The organism is Sphingobacterium sp. UBA1498 (genome assembly GCF_002325125.1).
GTDB lineage: Bacteria > Bacteroidota > Bacteroidia > Sphingobacteriales > Sphingobacteriaceae > Sphingobacterium.
Genome location: NZ_DCRG01000032.1, coordinates 501,078 through 518,007, shown reverse-complemented (window position 1 = coordinate 518,007; position 16,930 = coordinate 501,078). Strand labels below are relative to the sequence as shown.

The following is a 16,930-nucleotide window of genomic DNA, read 5'->3' as shown; positions in this document are numbered from 1 at the left end:
TTGAGACAGCCTCTTTTTTATATATCCGTTATAAACAACCTACCCAAACACTTCTTTTAACTTGCTGGTCTGAAAATCAACTAATTTTTGAAGGGGGCCAGAAGCGATCATTTTCATCATCATATTCAGCTCCGCATCAATAATAAAGGTTGCTTTTGTCACTGTAGCTGTAACATCTTGTAATTCCCAGCGGAGCGTAACTTCGAAAGGTGCCTTCTCCAAAGGAACCAACTTAATAGCTTGATTTTCAATACGATCCTCAACTTTGAGAGCCAGTTTTGCCATATTCTGTATCGTAAATCGAGCTTCGTCCGAAGTAGAAGACCAATTATAAATATTTTCGGGCATCAACTGTTCATGATTGTTGAGGTCTGCCAAAAATCTATACACCTCAGCTACATTTTTATTGATCTCAGTTGTGTTCTGAATAGTCGTCATAACGATAAATTAATGCTTTTTTATTGAAAATTTTCTCCCCAAGCAGCGGGGTTCAAGCGCCATTTCTTCAAGATTTCGATATCCTCTTCCAATACATAACTATTTTCTGCTGCGACCTGAATCAGCGCATCATAATTACATAAGCTAAAATAAGGACACTTTGCTTCCGCAAAATTATCAACTGCTTGCTGTAGCCCATAAGTAAAGATAGATACCAATCCAACAACATTACAGCCAGCCTCACGTAACGCTTTTACCGCAATTAGGCTACTTTTACCCGTCGAAATTAGATCTTCAATTACAACGACACGTTGACCGCTAACCACTTCACCTTCAATTAAATTTTGACGACCATGATCCTTAGCTGAGCTTCTAACATAAGAAAATGGCAGTCCCAAATCCTGTGCTACCAAAACTCCTTGTGGAATACCTGCCGTAGCAACTCCAGAAATCATATCCACTGATCCAAACTCCTCTTGTATAAGCTTAGAAAGCTTCTGACGAATGTATGTACGAATCGACGGATGAGATAAAGTGATACGGTTATCACAGTAAATTGGAGACTTCCAACCTGATGCCCATGTAAAAGGACTTTTAGGTTGCAATTTTATTGCTTTAATTTGCAATAAGGATTCAGCAACTTTTTGTTCAACCTCATTTAAATTATTCATGGCGCAAATTTATAAAATTTATATGAACGAAACCCTGCTAATTTTAGCAGATTTCGTTCCATCGAAAACTAAAAACCCGCAAACAATTAGTTTTCAAGAGATTGACCTCCAAAAACTTTTCAAACAATCTGAAATTGATAAGGTTCCAAAAACATATCTCTACATCAACAAAGATTTTGAAACAGTATTTCAAAACTTAAAAAACAAAATGAAGATTATTAAGGCAGCCGGGGGGCTAGTTAAAAATGGTGATGGAGATTATTTATTTATCTACCGCCTCGGCAAATGGGATCTTCCTAAAGGTAAAGTGGAAGATAATGAAAAAATGCGAGAAGCGGCAGTACGTGAAGTCGAAGAAGAATGTGGTATAAAAATTGACTATTTAGGGAAGAAAATTACTACGTCATATCATACTTATTTTTTGCGTAACGGTGAATTCGTTCTAAAAACAACAAATTGGTATGAAATGGGTGTTAACAAAGTCCCTAAATTAATACCGCAAACATCGGAAGATATTACAAAGGCAGAGTGGCGTCATGCAGACCAATTTGAAGAAATACGGGCAAATACCTACCCAATTATCGAAAACATTATAAAAAAAGTAAAGTAACTTACCTTTTTTGAGTTTTATTTGACACGAGTAAAAATGTATATACTTAATTTTATGTTATGGAAAATATAACAGGAAAAAGAGCCTTAATTACAGGGGCAGCTCGAGGATTGGGAAAAGCGATTGCTTTTGCGTTGGCTAAGGAAGGTGTTCATATCGCCATTACAGGAAGAAATGAATCTAGTTTAAAGGTTACCGCTGCTGAGTTGGCTGAGTTGGGTACTGAGGTTACTTATGCTGTTTTTGATGTGTCCGACTATTCAGCCGTACAACAGGAAGTTCAGCGACTTACAGAAAGTTTTGGAAAATTTGATATTCTAATTAACAACGCTGGTGTGTCATCTTTTTCCACTGTACTTGACATGGATATTGCAGAATGGACATCTATCATTCATGTCAATCTATTGGGTACATATTTTGTTACAAGAGCAATTCTTCCACAATTGATTGAGAAAAATCAAGGTGATATTGTTATGGTCTCTTCTACTGCTGGATTAAATGGATCGGCAACCACCTCTGCTTATAGTGCTTCAAAATTTGGCGTGATAGGCTTTGCGGATTCCTTAATGCGCGAAGTAAGAAAAAACAATATTCGTGTCTGTACGCTAATGCCAAGTACTATTGCTTCGGATATGTCCAAAGACCTTGGCCTAACAGATGGCAATCCAGAAAAAGTTCTACAGCCTGAAGATTTTGCAGAGTTGGTCGTAGCCAACTTAAAACTACCTAGACGGGCTATGCTGAAATCGGCTTCTTTATGGTCTACAAATCCGTAATGATCGAAAAAAGATGGGATGGGCTAAATAAAAGCCTTTCAAAGGCTGCTTTTAATGATGTATTATATGTATTAAGGCAAGAGCGTTCTTTACTCCTGCCTCATTTAAACAAGGAATTATGAGTCAATTATTTTCACCAATAAATATTGGAAATATACTATTAAAAAATCGCCTGGTTGTGTCTCCAATGTGTCAGTACTCGGCAACGGATGGATTTGCGAATAATTGGCACTTAGTACACTTGGGCCAGTTTGCCGCCGGTGGTGCTGCCGCAATAATACAAGAAGCAACGGCTATTACTGCTGAAGGCCGAATCAGTGAGGGAGACCTTGGTATATGGGGCGATCGCCACATCGGCAAATTAAAAGAAATAACCACGTTCATCAAAGAAAATGGCTCTGTTCCGGGGATACAGCTAGCGCACGCTGGCCGCAAAGCCAGCAATAATAAACCTTGGATAGGCCGAAAACAACTTTCGCCAACCGATCCTCAGGGCTGGCAAACAGTGGCTCCATCTCCCATCGCTTTCCATGCGGGAGACCACGAACCACAAGAGCTCAGTATTGCCGCTATTGAAATATTGATTGAACAATTCAGAGCAGCAACGAGAAGAGCGATACAAGCCGGTTACGAAATTATTGAACTTCATGCTGCACATGGATACCTGATCCATCAATTTCTTTCCCCATTGAGTAACTTACGAAGGGATAGTTATGGTGGTACATTCGAAAATAGAATCCGTTTTCTTGTTGAAATCGTGAAAAAAGTAAAACAGGAAATAACAACTCAAAATTTATGGATACGTATTTCTGCGACAGATTGGGCTGAGAATGGTTGGGATCTACAACAGTCTATCTCTTTATCAAAATTATTGTACACATTGGGCGTAGATCTCATTGATGTGTCAAGCGGAGGCTTAGTCTCTCATCAAAAAATAGCTATCAAGCCTGCATATCAGCTCCCTTTTGCCACAGCGATTAAAGAGAATACTGAGAACAAGGTGGGCACTGTAGGTTTGATCAAAACAGCTTTTCAGGCCTCCGAGATCATTGAAAAAAAACAAGCTGATTTAATTTTAATCGCTAGGGGATTTCTTGACGACCCTCACCTTCCTTTACATTTTGCGAAAGAATTAGCTGCTGACATTCCATGGCCTAAACAATATGAAAGAGCAAAATAACTTTCAACATAATATCATATGTTTTTTTACCATATAAAGGCAGAACTGTATAAACAGCTCAAAGCTATAAGTATCGATAGATGAAATTAAACCTAAATAAAATACATCATATTGCCATTATATGCAGCAATTATGAGCGTTCAAAAGAATTTTATACCGACGTACTAGGCTTGGATATTATACAAGAATATTATCGCAAAGAACGCGATTCGTATAAACTGGATCTCAGACTAAATGATCACTATATTATCGAACTGTTCTCTTTTCCTTCGCCACACAAAAGGCTTAGCTTCCCAGAAGCTGCAGGTTTAAGACATCTTGCGTTCGAAGTAGATAATCTCGACTTAGAATTAAATAAGCTTGAAAAAGCAGGGATATCACACGAAGGAATCAGAATAGATGAGCTAACAAATAAACGCTTTACATTCTTTTTTGATCCTGATCAGCTCCCGATTGAATTATATGAAGGGTAAAAACAAAGCGGCATTGATTTTATTTAATCAATGCCGCTTTCTATTTTATACGTATATCACCTCAATGATTACAATTTACGTTTCACTTCAACTTGTTCGTAAGCTTCAACAATGTCTCCCACTTGAATATCATTGAAACGGTCAATATTTAAACCACATTCGTAACCCTGTGAAACTTCTTTCACGTCATCTTTGAAACGCTTCAAAGATGCCAGTTTACCAGTATGGATCACAACACCCTCCCTAATTACACGGATATCATTGTTTCTATTAATTTTACCCTCGCGAACCATACATCCCGCGATGGTACCAACTTTAGAAATTTTGAATGTTTCTCTGATTTCAACCTCAGCAACAATTTTCTCTTCAAATTTCGGAGCTAACATACCTTCCATCGCAGACTTGATTTCATCAATCGCATCATAGATGATCGAATATAAACGTACATCAATTTGCTCGTTCTCAGCTAACTTACGTGCGTTTTGTGTTGGGCGTACTTGGAAACCTATGATGATCGCATCGGAAGCAGAAGCTAACAATACATCCGATTCAGAGATCGCACCCACTGATTTATGAATGATATTAACTTGAATCTCGTCAGTAGACAATTTCAATAATGAATCTGATAATGCTTCGATAGAACCGTCCACATCACCTTTAACGATAATATTAAGTTCTTTGAAGTTACCAATAGCTAAACGACGACCGATTTCATCCAAGGTGATATGCTTAGTAGCACGCATGCCTTGCTCGCGTTGTAACTGAAGACGTTTGTTGGCTACAGTTCTAGCTTCAGACTCGCTTTCAAGAACATAAAGCTTATCCCCTGCTGTCGGCGCTCCTGCCATTCCCAAGATTTGTACTGGAACAGACGGTCCCGCCTCTTTAACACGTTCACCTCTTTCATTAGTCAACGCTTTAACTTTACCGGAATGCGATCCCGCTAAAATAGGATCTCCAACACGTAATGTACCACTTTGTATCAATACCGTTGTCACAATACCACGACCTTTATCCAAAGCTGCTTCAATTACTGAACCAACAGCTCGTTTTTTCGGATCAGCTTTTAGATCTAACATCTCAGCTTCCAATAAAACTTTCTCTAATAATAGGTCGACATTCTCTCCAGTTTTTGCTGAAATCTCTTGCGCTTGGAACTTACCACCCCAGTCTTCAACTAAGATATTCATCGCAGAAAGCTGCTCGCGGATTCTATCAGGATTTGCTCCAGGTTTATCCACTTTAGTAAAAGCAAATACGATTGGCACACCTGCCGCTTGCGCGTGGTTGATTGCTTCTTTTGTTTGTGGCATGACAGCATCGTCCGCTGCAATAACGATAATAACAATATCAGTAACTTTGGCACCGCGGGCACGCATAGCCGTAAAAGCTTCGTGACCAGGCGTATCCAAGAATGTGATTTTACGGTCATCTTCCAATTTAACCGCATATGCACCGATATGTTGGGTGATACCACCGGCCTCACCAGAAGTAACGTTTGCCTTACGAATGTAATCCAGTAATGAGGTTTTACCATGATCGACGTGTCCCATTACAGTTACAATAGGTGCTCTCGAAATCAAGTTTTGTTCAGTATCGGATTCTTCAAGCTCAGCAGTTTCTTCATCCTCAGGTTTGATAAACTCTACCTGATAACCAAATTCATCCGCTACTATTGCTAAAGTTTCAGCATCTAGACGTTGATTAATTGACACAAACATACCCAAACTCATACAAGTTGCAATAATCTGAGTTACTTGAACGTCCATCAAGTTAGCTAATTCGTTTGCAGTTACAAACTCTGTAACACGCAATACTTTCGCCATCATCTCTTGCTCCATTGCAGCTTCTTCTGCATGTTGGGCAACATCATCACGTTTCTGTCGTCTCAATTTGGCGCGCTGCGCAAATTTCCCCGACTTACCTGCACCACTTAGGCGAGCAAGTGTTGCTTTGATTTGGTCTTGTATTTCCTTTTCTGTAGGCTCTTCCTTATTCTCAACAGGTCTTCCTTTTCCTCTATTGTCAAAACGATTTCCGTATTGCGGTCTGGTCCCTTGCCCCGGTCTGCCTGGGTGTTGGTTATTTCCACCACCTTGCCCTGGCCTACCTTGTTGGTTTCCGGTTTGCCCTTGACGATTGTTAGGATTATTGTTATTACCATGATTCCCACCACGATTACCTTGTTGGTCTCGGTTATTGGGATTATTACCATCACGTGGCCCACGGTTTTGATTATTATTACCATGACCTTGAGCCGCGTTCGGATTAACTGGACCATTTGGATTCGTACGCTTACGCTTACGTTTCTCGTTGTTATTTCCAGCATTTGAAGATGAAGCCACAGGTTTGTGGGAAGGTCTCGCTGTTGGCAATTCAATTTTACCAACGACTTTAGGACCTGTCAATCTCTCTGCGCGAGCAGAAAAAATATCATCACCTTGTTTTTTTACAGGCTCCACTATTGGAGTTACTGGTACAGCTTTTGGCGCTGTTTCTTCTTTTTTCTTCTCTTCTACCTTCACAGGTTCAGTTTTTGTCTCTACAACCGGAGTTGCTTTTACTTCAGTTTTATCTACTTCCGGTTTTTGAATCTCCGCTTTGGGCACTATAGCTTCTTGCTTATTCTCAGTAACCTTTGGTTCTTCTTTTTTTGCTTCAACATTAGGCGTTTTCACTTCGGCATCCTTCTTTTCTTCCGCCTTAACTTCTGCTTTTACCTCAGCTGGTGCTTCCTTGGTAGTTTTAGGCTCTTCCTTAACAGGTTCTTCCTTCTTAACCTTATTTCCGCCTCTACGTAAAGCGTCAAGATCAATTTTACCAACAACCTTCATACCACCTTGGTGCGTAGGTTCCTCTACCTTTTCAGGAGTAGCTTCTTTAGCTGATGGAATTTCTACCGTATTCTTGACCAAGATTTCCTTGGACTCATCACGATCTTCGTTATCCTCATTCTTAGATGATTCCTTAGGAGAAGTGGACGGCGACTCCTCACGACGAATTTTGCCAATAACGATTTGTTTAGCTTCATCTTTCAGTGATTTGTCTCCCTGAAACTCTTTTAACAGCACACCATACATCTCTCCGTTCAATTTAGTGTTAGGCTTTGCTTCTACATCATATCCTTTTTTCACTAAACATTCGACGGCGGTATGTATCCCGATGTTGAGTTCCTTTGCTGCTTTAAGCAAGTTTGTTCCTTTTCCTTCAGTCATCTATAATATAAACTATTTTAATATAATTACAAAAATATGTTTTTTTCCATCCATAAACAATTTATTCCGAATGTTAGATAGAAAAAAATTAATGAGCTGAATTTTATTCAAATTCAGCTTGCAAAATACGTACAATCTCGCGAATTGTATCTTCTTCTAGATCTGTACGTCTCACTAACTCTTCCTCACTAAGAGATAGCACAGACTTCGCTGAATCCAAACCAACACGTTTTAATTCATCGATTACCCAGCTTTCAATCTCATCGCTGAACTCTTCGATATCAACATCCTCATCGAACTCATCATTCTCGCGATAAACGTCAATTTCATATCCAGTCAATTTTCCTGCCAATTTAATATTGTGCCCACCACGTCCAATTGCCAACGAAACTTGATCGGATTTTAGGTATACAGCTGCAGTTTTATTTTCTTCATCAATTTTGATTGAACTAATCCTTGCAGGACTCAGAGCACGAGCGATATATAAGGAATGGTTTGTCGTAAAGTTAATAACGTCGATATTCTCATTACGCAGTTCACGTACGATACCATGAATACGGGACCCTTTCATACCCACACAAGCTCCTACCGGATCAATACGGTCGTCATACGATTCAACAGCAACTTTCGCTCTTTCTCCAGGTTCGCGAACGATTTTTTTGATGGTAATTAAACCATCAAAAATTTCAGGGACCTCCAGTTCAAACAAACGTTGTAAAAACGCTGGTGCGGTACGTGAAATAATAATCTTTGGATTATTATTCATCATATCAACTTTATGCACGACTGCACGTATACCATCGCCCTTTTTGAAGTAGTCGGCAGGAATTTGTTCAGACTTCGGAAGAATTAATTCATTACCATCCTCATCTAATACCAAGATCTCTTTCTTCCAAATCTGATACACTTCACCAATAACCAACTCTCCTTCTCTATCCTTATATTTTTTAAAGACCTCATCTTTTTCTAATTCCAAAACTTTCGACACAAGCGTTTGGCGAGCCGCTAGGATTGCACGGCGACCAAAACTTTCTAAGGTGATCTGCTCAATAAAATCATCACCTACTTCTAAGTCTTCGTCATGTTTTCTAGCTTCAGCTAATTCGATTTCAAGATCATCATCCTCTGAAAATTCATCTTCAACAACGACACGAGTCCTCCAAATCTCCAAATCCCCGTTATCTGGATTCACGATAACATCCACATTTTCATCCGTACCAAAACGACGACGGATCATACTACGAAAAACCTCTTCCAATACTGTGATAACAGTAGGTCTATCGATATTCTTAAACTCCTTAAACTCTTGAAAAGAGTCTATCAGATTGATGTTGCTGTTACTCATTATTATTAAAATGAAATTACCACTTTTGTTGCTTTTATTTGATCAAAAGGAAGTTCTTTTTCTACCTCTTGCGCTTTTTTACCTTTTTCTTTAATCTTCTGAAGAACATTGATCTTCGTATCATCCAGCGTCACCAATGTACCTTCAATTTTAGTATTATCAATCAACTTAACCTGAATCGTACGACCTATATTCTTTTGATACTGTCGGATATTCACAAAATTAGCATCGATACCTGGTGAGGAAACCTCTAAACGATAGGCATTATCAATTACATTTTCTTCTTCCAGATGAAAACCCACATGACGGCTCACCTGTGCACAATCGTCAATATTAATACCATTATCCCCATCCAAAAGAATCTCTAGAATTTTATTTGGATGCATCTTCACGCTGACAATAAATAAGTCATCGCGATCCGCTATTTTCTCTTCTATGAGTTCAACAACTCGTTTCTCTATATGCTGCATTGTTCTTTCTGTAGAAATGCTATTTAATTGAATTAAAAAAAGGGGGCAATACGAGCCCCCTTCCTTTCAGATATGCAAATATAGCACTTTATAAAATAAAAAACAAATATCGCTCAAAATGCTAAAAATATTTCACTACTTTGAATTGTCAACAACTGCATTAATCGTTTTCTGCATTTGTGCCATCATACTCGTCAATGTTTCCATTGTCGGCTCAGGCGTCGGTTCAGGGAGCTGCGTACTTATAAAAGCCTTCGCCTTCCACACTTCAAGGATATCCGACGTCTCAACCCAATAAGGCACATATGTTTTGTTATCAGAAACGAGCTTCAAGCCTTTATCCTCTTTAAATTTAAAAGCGATACGTTTATACACCACGCCATCTTCCTTCGACACGACTACGTACGTACTTCCAGGCTTAATATCATGCCAGTTTTCCACATACTCCGCCACGACAATAGATCCTGACGGCAAAGGCAACATCGAGTCTCCTTTAATTTCAAAAGCGCGAAATGTGCCCTGACCAAACATTGGAAGCGAAAACTTAGGTAATTCTGCGACATACTCCGGATCACCATACCCATTTAAATACCCAGCACTAGCCTTTACAGGCACCAGTTCAATATTCTCACGGTTATCCGTATCCACAGTGACACTTAGCACCCTTAAATTGGATGCATTACTTTTGGGAACTGGCTTCCACTTGTCGTCAATAACATCGTTTGCCAGTTCATCCATAGTCAACCCATAGAATTCAGCAATCTTCTTCAACAACTCATATTTAGGCTCAGCCCTATCTTCTTCATACGCCCCGACAGACGCTCGCTTAATTTCCATGATATCAGCAAATTGTTGCTGTGTAATTTTCTTTCCTTTTCTAAGGAACTTCAGATTGGACGAAATATTTGACATGTTATTTTTTCAAAAAATATTTTGCAAAAACTAATTTTATTAGTAATATTGTGCCAATAAAATTAGTAAATATATTTTAAACGTCCAAATAATTTAGCATTATGAGCAATTTTATTCTATATATAGTGACAGATAGCAATCGGAAACGCTTCGAAATTGGTCTCAGCACCAACATATTCACTACAGTAATGAAGCTACAGCAATCCAACAGTTTCATCTTCAATCAAGGCCCAAGCCTAAATAGAATAATCTATACGGAAGATTTTACAAGTTTAGAGACAGCAAACAAAAAGATAGACGAACTACAGCATTTTACAGCCATGCAGATTGAAAGACTCATCCGTAAATCTAATCCAAACTGGAATAATCTTTTCCCGCAGCCACACCGAGATTTCGCCAAAAGAGGCACAAGCTACGCCGCTTAGCAAAAAAAAGCCACCTGTATAAAAACTAGGCGGCCATTTCATATTTTTGAAGACAAGTATTAAAAGCAGTTATTTAATTCTGAACAGGCCCATCTTCAGACGATGATAATTTTTCACTTTGCAAACTATCCGCACCACCTTCAGTATTGTTACGCTCAAGTTGATCCGTATTATTGCGTTCAAGTTGACTTTCTTCACCACCCTCTTCTTCCGGCCCGATAAATCCTTCATCAGTAGGCACCTCTAACTGAGTAGAATCCATCTGCTCTGGTTCCGGATCACTGTAACGCGGCGTTTCACATTTGTATGATTTTGTAATTTCAACAGTAGGGCTTGGAAACTTACCCATGGTGTACCCTAAATTCTTATCTTTATAAACGGATTCAAGGTAAACTCCGAAAATCGGCAATGCAGTACGAGAACCTTCTCCCGTATGCGAGTTCTTAAAGTGAATGCTCCGCTCGTCACACCCTACCCAAATACCTGTAACCAGATCTTTTGTCACCCCCATATACCAGCCATCTACATATTCAGAAGAAGTACCTGTTTTCCCTCCTATTTCATTTTCCTTTTTAAATAAATCCCACTCCCACAATCCTTGAGAAGTACCACCTGGCTCTTCCATCCCACCACGGAGCATATACGTCATTAACCACGCATCTTGCTTATCAACGACCTGTTTACGTTCTGCCTGAAACGTTGCAATCACGTTACCATCATGATCTTCAATCTTAGAAACCAGCAAAGGTGTCACGCGCTCGCCATGGTTCATCATTGTTGAGTACCCATTCACCATTTCAAAAACAGAAACATCATTAGGTCCAAGCCCTACAGAAGCAACCGGATTTAATTTACTCGTAATACCACAACGGTGAGCCGCATCAACAACTTTCGAAGGCGTGACCATATCAGTTAACTGAACTGTAACCGAATTGATGGAGCGGGCCATCGCATGCCGCAAAGACATTTCACGGTAGGAGAAATTCCAGTCAGCATTTTTAGGTTCCCATATCTCAACAGAATCACCTTTATCAATCTTGATGGTAACAGGCTTATCTGTAATTTTATCACAAGGAGACATTCCCGATTCTAAGGCTGCTAAGTATACGAAAGGCTTAAACGTAGATCCCGCTTGTCGTTTCGCTTGCATCACGTGATCATACTTAAAATATTGATGATTTATTCCACCAACCCATGCTTTGATTTCACCTGAATACGGATCCATTGACATCATCCCCGCATTCAGCATCATCGCATAATATTTCAAAGAGTCCATTGTAGACATCTCCTTTTCAATCTTGCCTCCATCCTTCCAATTATAGACTTCCATCTTCTTCTTCTTGTTGAGGAAATAAGAGATACTATCAGGAGTATTGGCGTACTTTTTACTCAAAAAAGCATAATAAGGGATCTTTTTAGCCAAATTATCCAAAAAATTAGGAATAACTTTGCCTGACAAATCGCGCCATGGCTCCTGTCCATCCCAAGTATTATTTAAACGTTGCTGCAATTCTACCATTTGCTTGGCGACCGCTTCTTCAGCATGCTTTTGAAGTTTAGAATTTATAGTGGTATAAATTTTCAGCCCGTCAGTGTAGATGTCATAATTATTTTCCTCTGACCATTTCTCCAACCACTTCGCTACAGCAGTACGTAAATAAGAGTCTCCACCAGCATTTATATCTTGACTATTCGTATTCAAAACAATCTTTTCTTTAATCAGACCATCATACTCTTCTTTTTTTAAAAAGCCACTTTTATACATTTGACTTAATACGATATTTTTTCGTACAAATGCATTTTCAGGATTTCGAATCGGATTATACAATGTAGTACCTTTTAGCATCCCTATTAAAACAGCCGCTTGGTTTTGAGTCAACTGATTCGCTCCTTTTGAAAAATATCGTTTTGCAGCCGTTTCAATTCCATAAGCGTTATTACTGAACGAGACAGTATTCAAATACATTTCCAATATCTGGTTTTTGGAGTAACGCTGCTCCAGTTTGTAAGCTGTCATCCACTCCTTAAATTTAGTCACCACTAATCCGGCAACAGGAAGACGTGTCAACAAACCACCCGACTTATTATAGCGAGTACGATAAAGATTTTTAGCTAATTGCTGCGTAATTGTACTTGCACCCCGCTTATCTCCTTTTAAAGTCGATAAAATTCCCGATCCTAATCCAAAAAAGTCAACACCCTTATGACTATAAAAACGTACATCCTCGGTTGCTATCAAAGCATTCGTTACTGTTTTAGGGATACTGTCAAACGGAATTGGATTTCTATCCTCATCGAAATACCGGCCAATTAAAACACTGTCCGCGGTATATAACTCCGTTGAGATACTAACACTAGGCATAACAATATCCTTTTTAGTCGGAGAATAACCGAAAAGCCAAAGAAAATTCAATTGTATAGCACAAACCAATATAATGACAAAGTATATTGCTATAACGAAATAACGAAGAATTCTATTCTTAATACGTTTAAACATAAATGGAAATTTACCTTATATTCAACACATCCGACCAGCAAAAGGTTTAACCCCGCCTGACATGCCTTTCTATCTATTTTCAGGGGCTAAATATACAACTAAATAAATCGCTGTAATCAACTATTTACATTTTTTAACAATAAATGGTATGCGTAAAACAACCCAAAAATTGAGCATAATTCGATAGGTCAAATTTCCCTTTTTAAGCCGCCTTCCACAAATATTATACCCCTTTTTTATTTATTATCGATTTTATTTTAAAATAATAATGATATTTGTTTAAATTTAGATGTAAAAAAGTCAACTATTAGCATGTTAAAACAAACATTACAACAAAAGCTATTACAGAAATTGTCTCCGCAACAGATACAATTTATAAAATTGTTGCAGGTTCCGACTGTTTCATTAGATGCAAGAATCAAGGAAGAATTAGAGGAAAACCCTGCGTTAGAAGATGGTAGCTTGACTAATATGACCGATCCTATAGAAGAATATCCTGACAAAGATCCCGATGATAATTTTGACAATGAAGATGGATTCGACTCAGACGACTTTAGCTTGGAAGACTATATTCAGGAGGACGATTTCAAAGATTATGGTAACGGCTATGAGTATGGCGATGATGATGATGATCGGAAAGAAATGCCTGTTGCAATCCAGCATTCCTTTTATGAGCAGTTACAACAGCAATTAGACCTGTTGGCTTTAGATGACAAGCACTTTCTAATTGGCCAGCAAATTATTGGCAGTCTTGATGACGACGGGTACTTACGCCGTCCTATTATCAATCTTGTAGACGATCTAGCGTTTGGGCAAAACGTAATGACTGAAGAAAATGAAGTGCTTGATATGTTGAAAGTCATTCAAGATTTTGAGCCGGCCGGAATTGGCGCTCGGGATTTACAAGAATGTCTTTTGATCCAGCTGCAAAAAAAAGACACTCAAAATCCTACAATTAAACTTGCTATTAAAGTAGTAGCGAACTACCTCGAAGAATTTACCAAAAAGCATTATGATAAATTAGAAAAATCATTGGGTATTTCATCCGAGGATTTAAAAAATGTAGTGAATGAGATCCTAAAACTTAATCCAAAGCCTGGAGACTCTGGCGCAGTGGCTGGTAAACAGCTTCATATTATCCCGGATTTCCATATTAGCAACAATGATGGTATTCTACATTTGACTTTAAATGGCCGAAACGCGCCCGAGCTCCGTATAAGCCGTGATTACCAGCACATGTTCGAGCACTATGAAAAATCGGATCAAAAGGATAAAAAAATGAAAGAAGCTGTACAATTCGTCAAGCAAAAGCTTGACTCAGCAAAATGGTTTATTGATGCCATAAAGCAACGTCAGCAAACCTTACTCAAAACAATGAATGCCATCATGGAATACCAATATGATTATTTCCTGACAGGTGATGATCGAAAGCTAAAACCCATGATATTGAAAGATATTGCGGATAGAATTGACATGGATATATCGACAGTATCGCGGGTGGCAAATTCAAAATATGTACAGACAGAATTCGGCACTTTTCTCCTAAAATCTTTTTTCTCAGAAGCTATTCAAACAGATTCTGGGGAAGAGGTATCCAATAAAGAGGTTAAAAAAATATTGGAGGAGTGTATTTCAAAAGAAAATAAACGGAAACCGCTAGCTGATGAAAAGCTTACTGAGATCCTGAAAGAAAAAGGCTATAATATTGCACGACGAACAGTAGCAAAATATCGGGAGGCATTGAATATCCCTGTAGCAAGATTACGAAAAGAGCTCTAAGAGCTCTTTTTGTTTTTACCTAAAGACCAAATCCAAATTAAGAATAGTATCTTTGTGCTTGAATTAAATAAGCATTAAAGAATGAGCAAAGTAAAAGTTGGAGTTGTACAGATGAGCTGTACCGCAAGCAAACAAGAGAATCTCGAAAAAGCTATCGCTAAAGTAAAAGAGGCCGCTGCAAAAGGTGCGCAAATTGTGTGTCTGCAAGAACTATTTACCTCTTTATATTTCTGCGATGTAGAAGATTATGACAATTTCGCATTGGCTGAATCCATCCCCGGTCCATCCACAGATGCGCTATCGGCTATCGCCAAGGAAACTGGAGTCGTCATTATCGCTTCATTATTTGAAAAAAGAGCCGAAGGACTTTACCATAATACAACCGCGGTACTAGATGCGGATGGCTCATATTTAGGAAAATATCGGAAAATGCATATTCCAGATGACCCCGCTTTTTATGAAAAATTCTATTTTACGCCGGGTGATCTAGGCTACAAAGTATTCAAAACACAATTTGGCAAAATAGGAATTTTAATCTGTTGGGATCAATGGTACCCTGAAGCATCTCGGATTACCGCCTTAATGGGCGCTGAAATTTTATTTTATCCTACGGCTATCGGATGGGCAACTGATCAGGACGAAGAAACCAACAAAGATCAATATAACGCATGGCAAACCATACAACGCTCCCATGCAGTTGCTAACGGCGTTCCAGTGGTATCTGTTAACCGGGTTGGATATGAACAAAATGGTGCCATGAAATTCTGGGGTGGAAGTTTCGTAACAAATGGACAGGGGAAATTGCTTTACCTAGCTTCTCATGACAAGGAGGAAATTGAGGTCGTCGAATTAGACTTAAATGAATCGGATTATTTTAGAAAACACTGGCCATTTCTGAGAGATCGAAGAATTGAAACATACTCCCCAATCACCAAACGTTTTATTGACGAAGACTAATATTGCATATACTTGCCATTTCGGTTGCGAAGGTACATAGCTGTGCTGAGTTGAACTGAAATGGCTTTTTTAATCCCCTTAAAATAAGTATGGAACAGAAAAATACATTTATACAGACCTATTTTGACAATTCCCCAAAAAAACAGGGATTCTCATTTCCTCCAGAATGGGCTAAGCAAGAGGCCTTATGGCTGAGCTGGCCACACAAAGAGGAATCGTGGCCTGGAAAAATCGAAACCATATACGAACCTTATTGTCAATTTATTAAGGTCGTATCCGAAGGCCAAAAGGTAAGAATTAACGTCGCTAATGAGGAAATGCAAAATTTTGCTATACAGGCCCTGAAAGACGTGACGACAGATTTTAGCAATATCGAATTTTATTTTAATCCAACCAATGATGCTTGGTGTAGAGACCACGGCCCTGCTTTTATCATTAACCCGTCGACAAATCAAAAAGCAGTTGTTGACTGGGGGTACAACGCGTGGGGTGGTAAATATCCTCCATTTGAACTTGACGATATCGTTCCAACTCGCATTGCCCAAAAATTGGGTCTTCCTTTATTTACCCCTGACATCGTCATGGAGGGAGGATCAGTTGAATTTAATGGTGCAGGAACAATTATGACAACAACGGCGTGCCTGTTGAATAAAAACCGAAATCCGCACTTAACGAAAGAACAAATAGAAATATATTTAAAAGAGTTTTACGGTCAAGAACAAGTGTTATGGCTTGGTGATGGTATAGTTGGAGATGATACAGACGGCCACATTGATGATATTACACGCTTCGTTAATGAAAATACAGTACTAACTGTTGTAGAAGAAGATCCTTCAGATGAGAATTACCAGATTCTTCAGGAAAATCTGGAAATGCTTCGTTCATTTAAACTCTTAAACGGAGAACCCCTGCATATCATTGAGCTCCCAATGCCGGCCCCTGTTATTTATGATGGTACCAGATTACCCGCTTCTTATGCTAATTTCTACATTGCCAATGATGTTGTTGTTGTGCCAGTCTTCAACGACAAAAACGACCAAAGAGCACTGGACATCATCCAAAGCTGCTTTCCTAAACGTAAAGTCATTGGAATAAATTCGGTCGACATCATTTGGGGACTGGGAAGTTTCCACTGCCTGAGCCAGCAGGAACCAGCGATTATTTAAACGAACTATTCAAAAA

The 16,930-nt window shown here is 38.9% G+C and carries 15 protein-coding genes; 8 read left to right on the top strand and 7 right to left on the bottom strand.

Annotated features, from left to right (window positions below; all coding sequences use genetic code 11):
* Positions 1–39 precede the first annotated feature (39 nt).
* Both B3139_RS19050 and pyrE read right to left on the bottom strand, forming a co-directional pair.
* Positions 40–438: an SRPBCC family protein gene (locus tag B3139_RS19050; protein ID WP_293885075.1), complete on the bottom strand. Its 399-nt coding sequence runs from the start codon at positions 436–438 to the stop codon at positions 40–42.
* A 20-nt stretch (positions 439–458) separates the two neighbouring features.
* Positions 459–1,109, bottom strand: coding sequence for an orotate phosphoribosyltransferase (gene pyrE, locus B3139_RS19045; protein WP_209574687.1), 651 nt, complete (start codon positions 1,107–1,109; stop codon positions 459–461).
* Between pyrE and B3139_RS19040 the strand changes: the two genes are divergently transcribed.
* The 4 genes from B3139_RS19040 to B3139_RS19025 all read left to right on the top strand — a co-directional run bounded on the left by B3139_RS19040 (position 1,108) and on the right by B3139_RS19025 (position 4,148).
* On the top strand, positions 1,108–1,719 hold the full coding sequence (locus B3139_RS19040; RefSeq protein WP_293885074.1) for an NUDIX domain-containing protein: 612 nt from the start codon (positions 1,108–1,110) through the stop codon (positions 1,717–1,719). The two genes, pyrE and B3139_RS19040, sit on opposite strands and share 2 nt — an antisense overlap.
* A gap of 59 nt (positions 1,720–1,778) precedes the next feature.
* A complete protein-coding gene (locus B3139_RS19035; RefSeq protein ID WP_293885073.1) occupies positions 1,779–2,495 on the top strand; it encodes a 3-ketoacyl-ACP reductase in 717 nt (238 codons plus the stop codon).
* 118 nt (positions 2,496–2,613) lie between these two features.
* The gene (locus B3139_RS19030) at positions 2,614–3,675 is read left to right on the top strand and encodes an NADH:flavin oxidoreductase/NADH oxidase (protein WP_293885072.1); all 1,062 of its coding nucleotides are present in this window, start codon (positions 2,614–2,616) and stop codon (positions 3,673–3,675) included.
* Positions 3,676–3,755: 80 nt separating this feature from the next.
* Complete coding sequence (locus B3139_RS19025) at positions 3,756–4,148, top strand: VOC family protein (RefSeq protein WP_293885071.1); 393 nt, start codon at positions 3,756–3,758, stop codon at positions 4,146–4,148.
* 68 nt (positions 4,149–4,216) lie between these two features.
* Here the strand turns inward: B3139_RS19025 and infB are convergent, their stop codons facing one another.
* The 4 genes from infB to B3139_RS19005 form a co-directional block, all read right to left on the bottom strand.
* Entirely contained in the window at positions 4,217–7,363 is a 3,147-nt protein-coding gene (infB, locus tag B3139_RS19020) for a translation initiation factor IF-2 (RefSeq protein WP_293885070.1), read from the bottom strand.
* A 103-nt stretch (positions 7,364–7,466) separates the two neighbouring features.
* Complete coding sequence (gene nusA / locus B3139_RS19015) at positions 7,467–8,708, bottom strand: transcription termination factor NusA (RefSeq protein WP_046675481.1); 1,242 nt, start codon at positions 8,706–8,708, stop codon at positions 7,467–7,469.
* A 5-nt stretch (positions 8,709–8,713) separates the two neighbouring features.
* Positions 8,714–9,178, bottom strand: a complete 465-nt coding sequence (gene rimP / locus B3139_RS19010; RefSeq protein WP_293885069.1) for a ribosome assembly cofactor RimP — start codon at positions 9,176–9,178, stop codon at positions 8,714–8,716.
* 135 nt (positions 9,179–9,313) lie between these two features.
* Positions 9,314–10,090, bottom strand: coding sequence for an XRE family transcriptional regulator (locus B3139_RS19005; protein WP_209574703.1), 777 nt, complete (start codon positions 10,088–10,090; stop codon positions 9,314–9,316).
* 101 nt (positions 10,091–10,191) lie between these two features.
* Here B3139_RS19005 and B3139_RS19000 point away from each other — a divergent pair, with 101 nt between their 5' ends.
* Entirely contained in the window at positions 10,192–10,515 is a 324-nt protein-coding gene (locus B3139_RS19000; RefSeq protein WP_293885068.1) for a hypothetical protein, read from the top strand.
* A 73-nt stretch (positions 10,516–10,588) separates the two neighbouring features.
* Here B3139_RS19000 and B3139_RS18995 read toward each other — a convergent pair whose 3' ends face one another.
* Positions 10,589–12,877: a transglycosylase domain-containing protein gene (locus B3139_RS18995; RefSeq protein WP_293885067.1), complete on the bottom strand. Its 2,289-nt coding sequence runs from the start codon at positions 12,875–12,877 to the stop codon at positions 10,589–10,591.
* 447 nt (positions 12,878–13,324) lie between these two features.
* Here B3139_RS18995 and rpoN point away from each other — a divergent pair, with 447 nt between their 5' ends.
* The 3 genes from rpoN (at position 13,325) to B3139_RS18980 (ending at position 16,914) form a co-directional block, all read left to right on the top strand.
* Complete coding sequence (rpoN, locus tag B3139_RS18990) at positions 13,325–14,791, top strand: RNA polymerase factor sigma-54 (RefSeq protein WP_209574710.1); 1,467 nt, start codon at positions 13,325–13,327, stop codon at positions 14,789–14,791.
* An 81-nt stretch (positions 14,792–14,872) separates the two neighbouring features.
* Positions 14,873–15,748 carry a carbon-nitrogen hydrolase gene (locus B3139_RS18985; protein WP_293885066.1) on the top strand — a complete coding sequence of 292 codons (876 nt, stop codon included), beginning with the start codon at positions 14,873–14,875 and terminating at the stop codon, positions 15,746–15,748.
* Positions 15,749–15,837: 89 nt separating this feature from the next.
* Positions 15,838–16,914, top strand: a complete 1,077-nt coding sequence (locus tag B3139_RS18980; RefSeq protein WP_209574714.1) for an agmatine deiminase family protein — start codon at positions 15,838–15,840, stop codon at positions 16,912–16,914.
* Positions 16,915–16,930 lie beyond the last annotated feature (16 nt).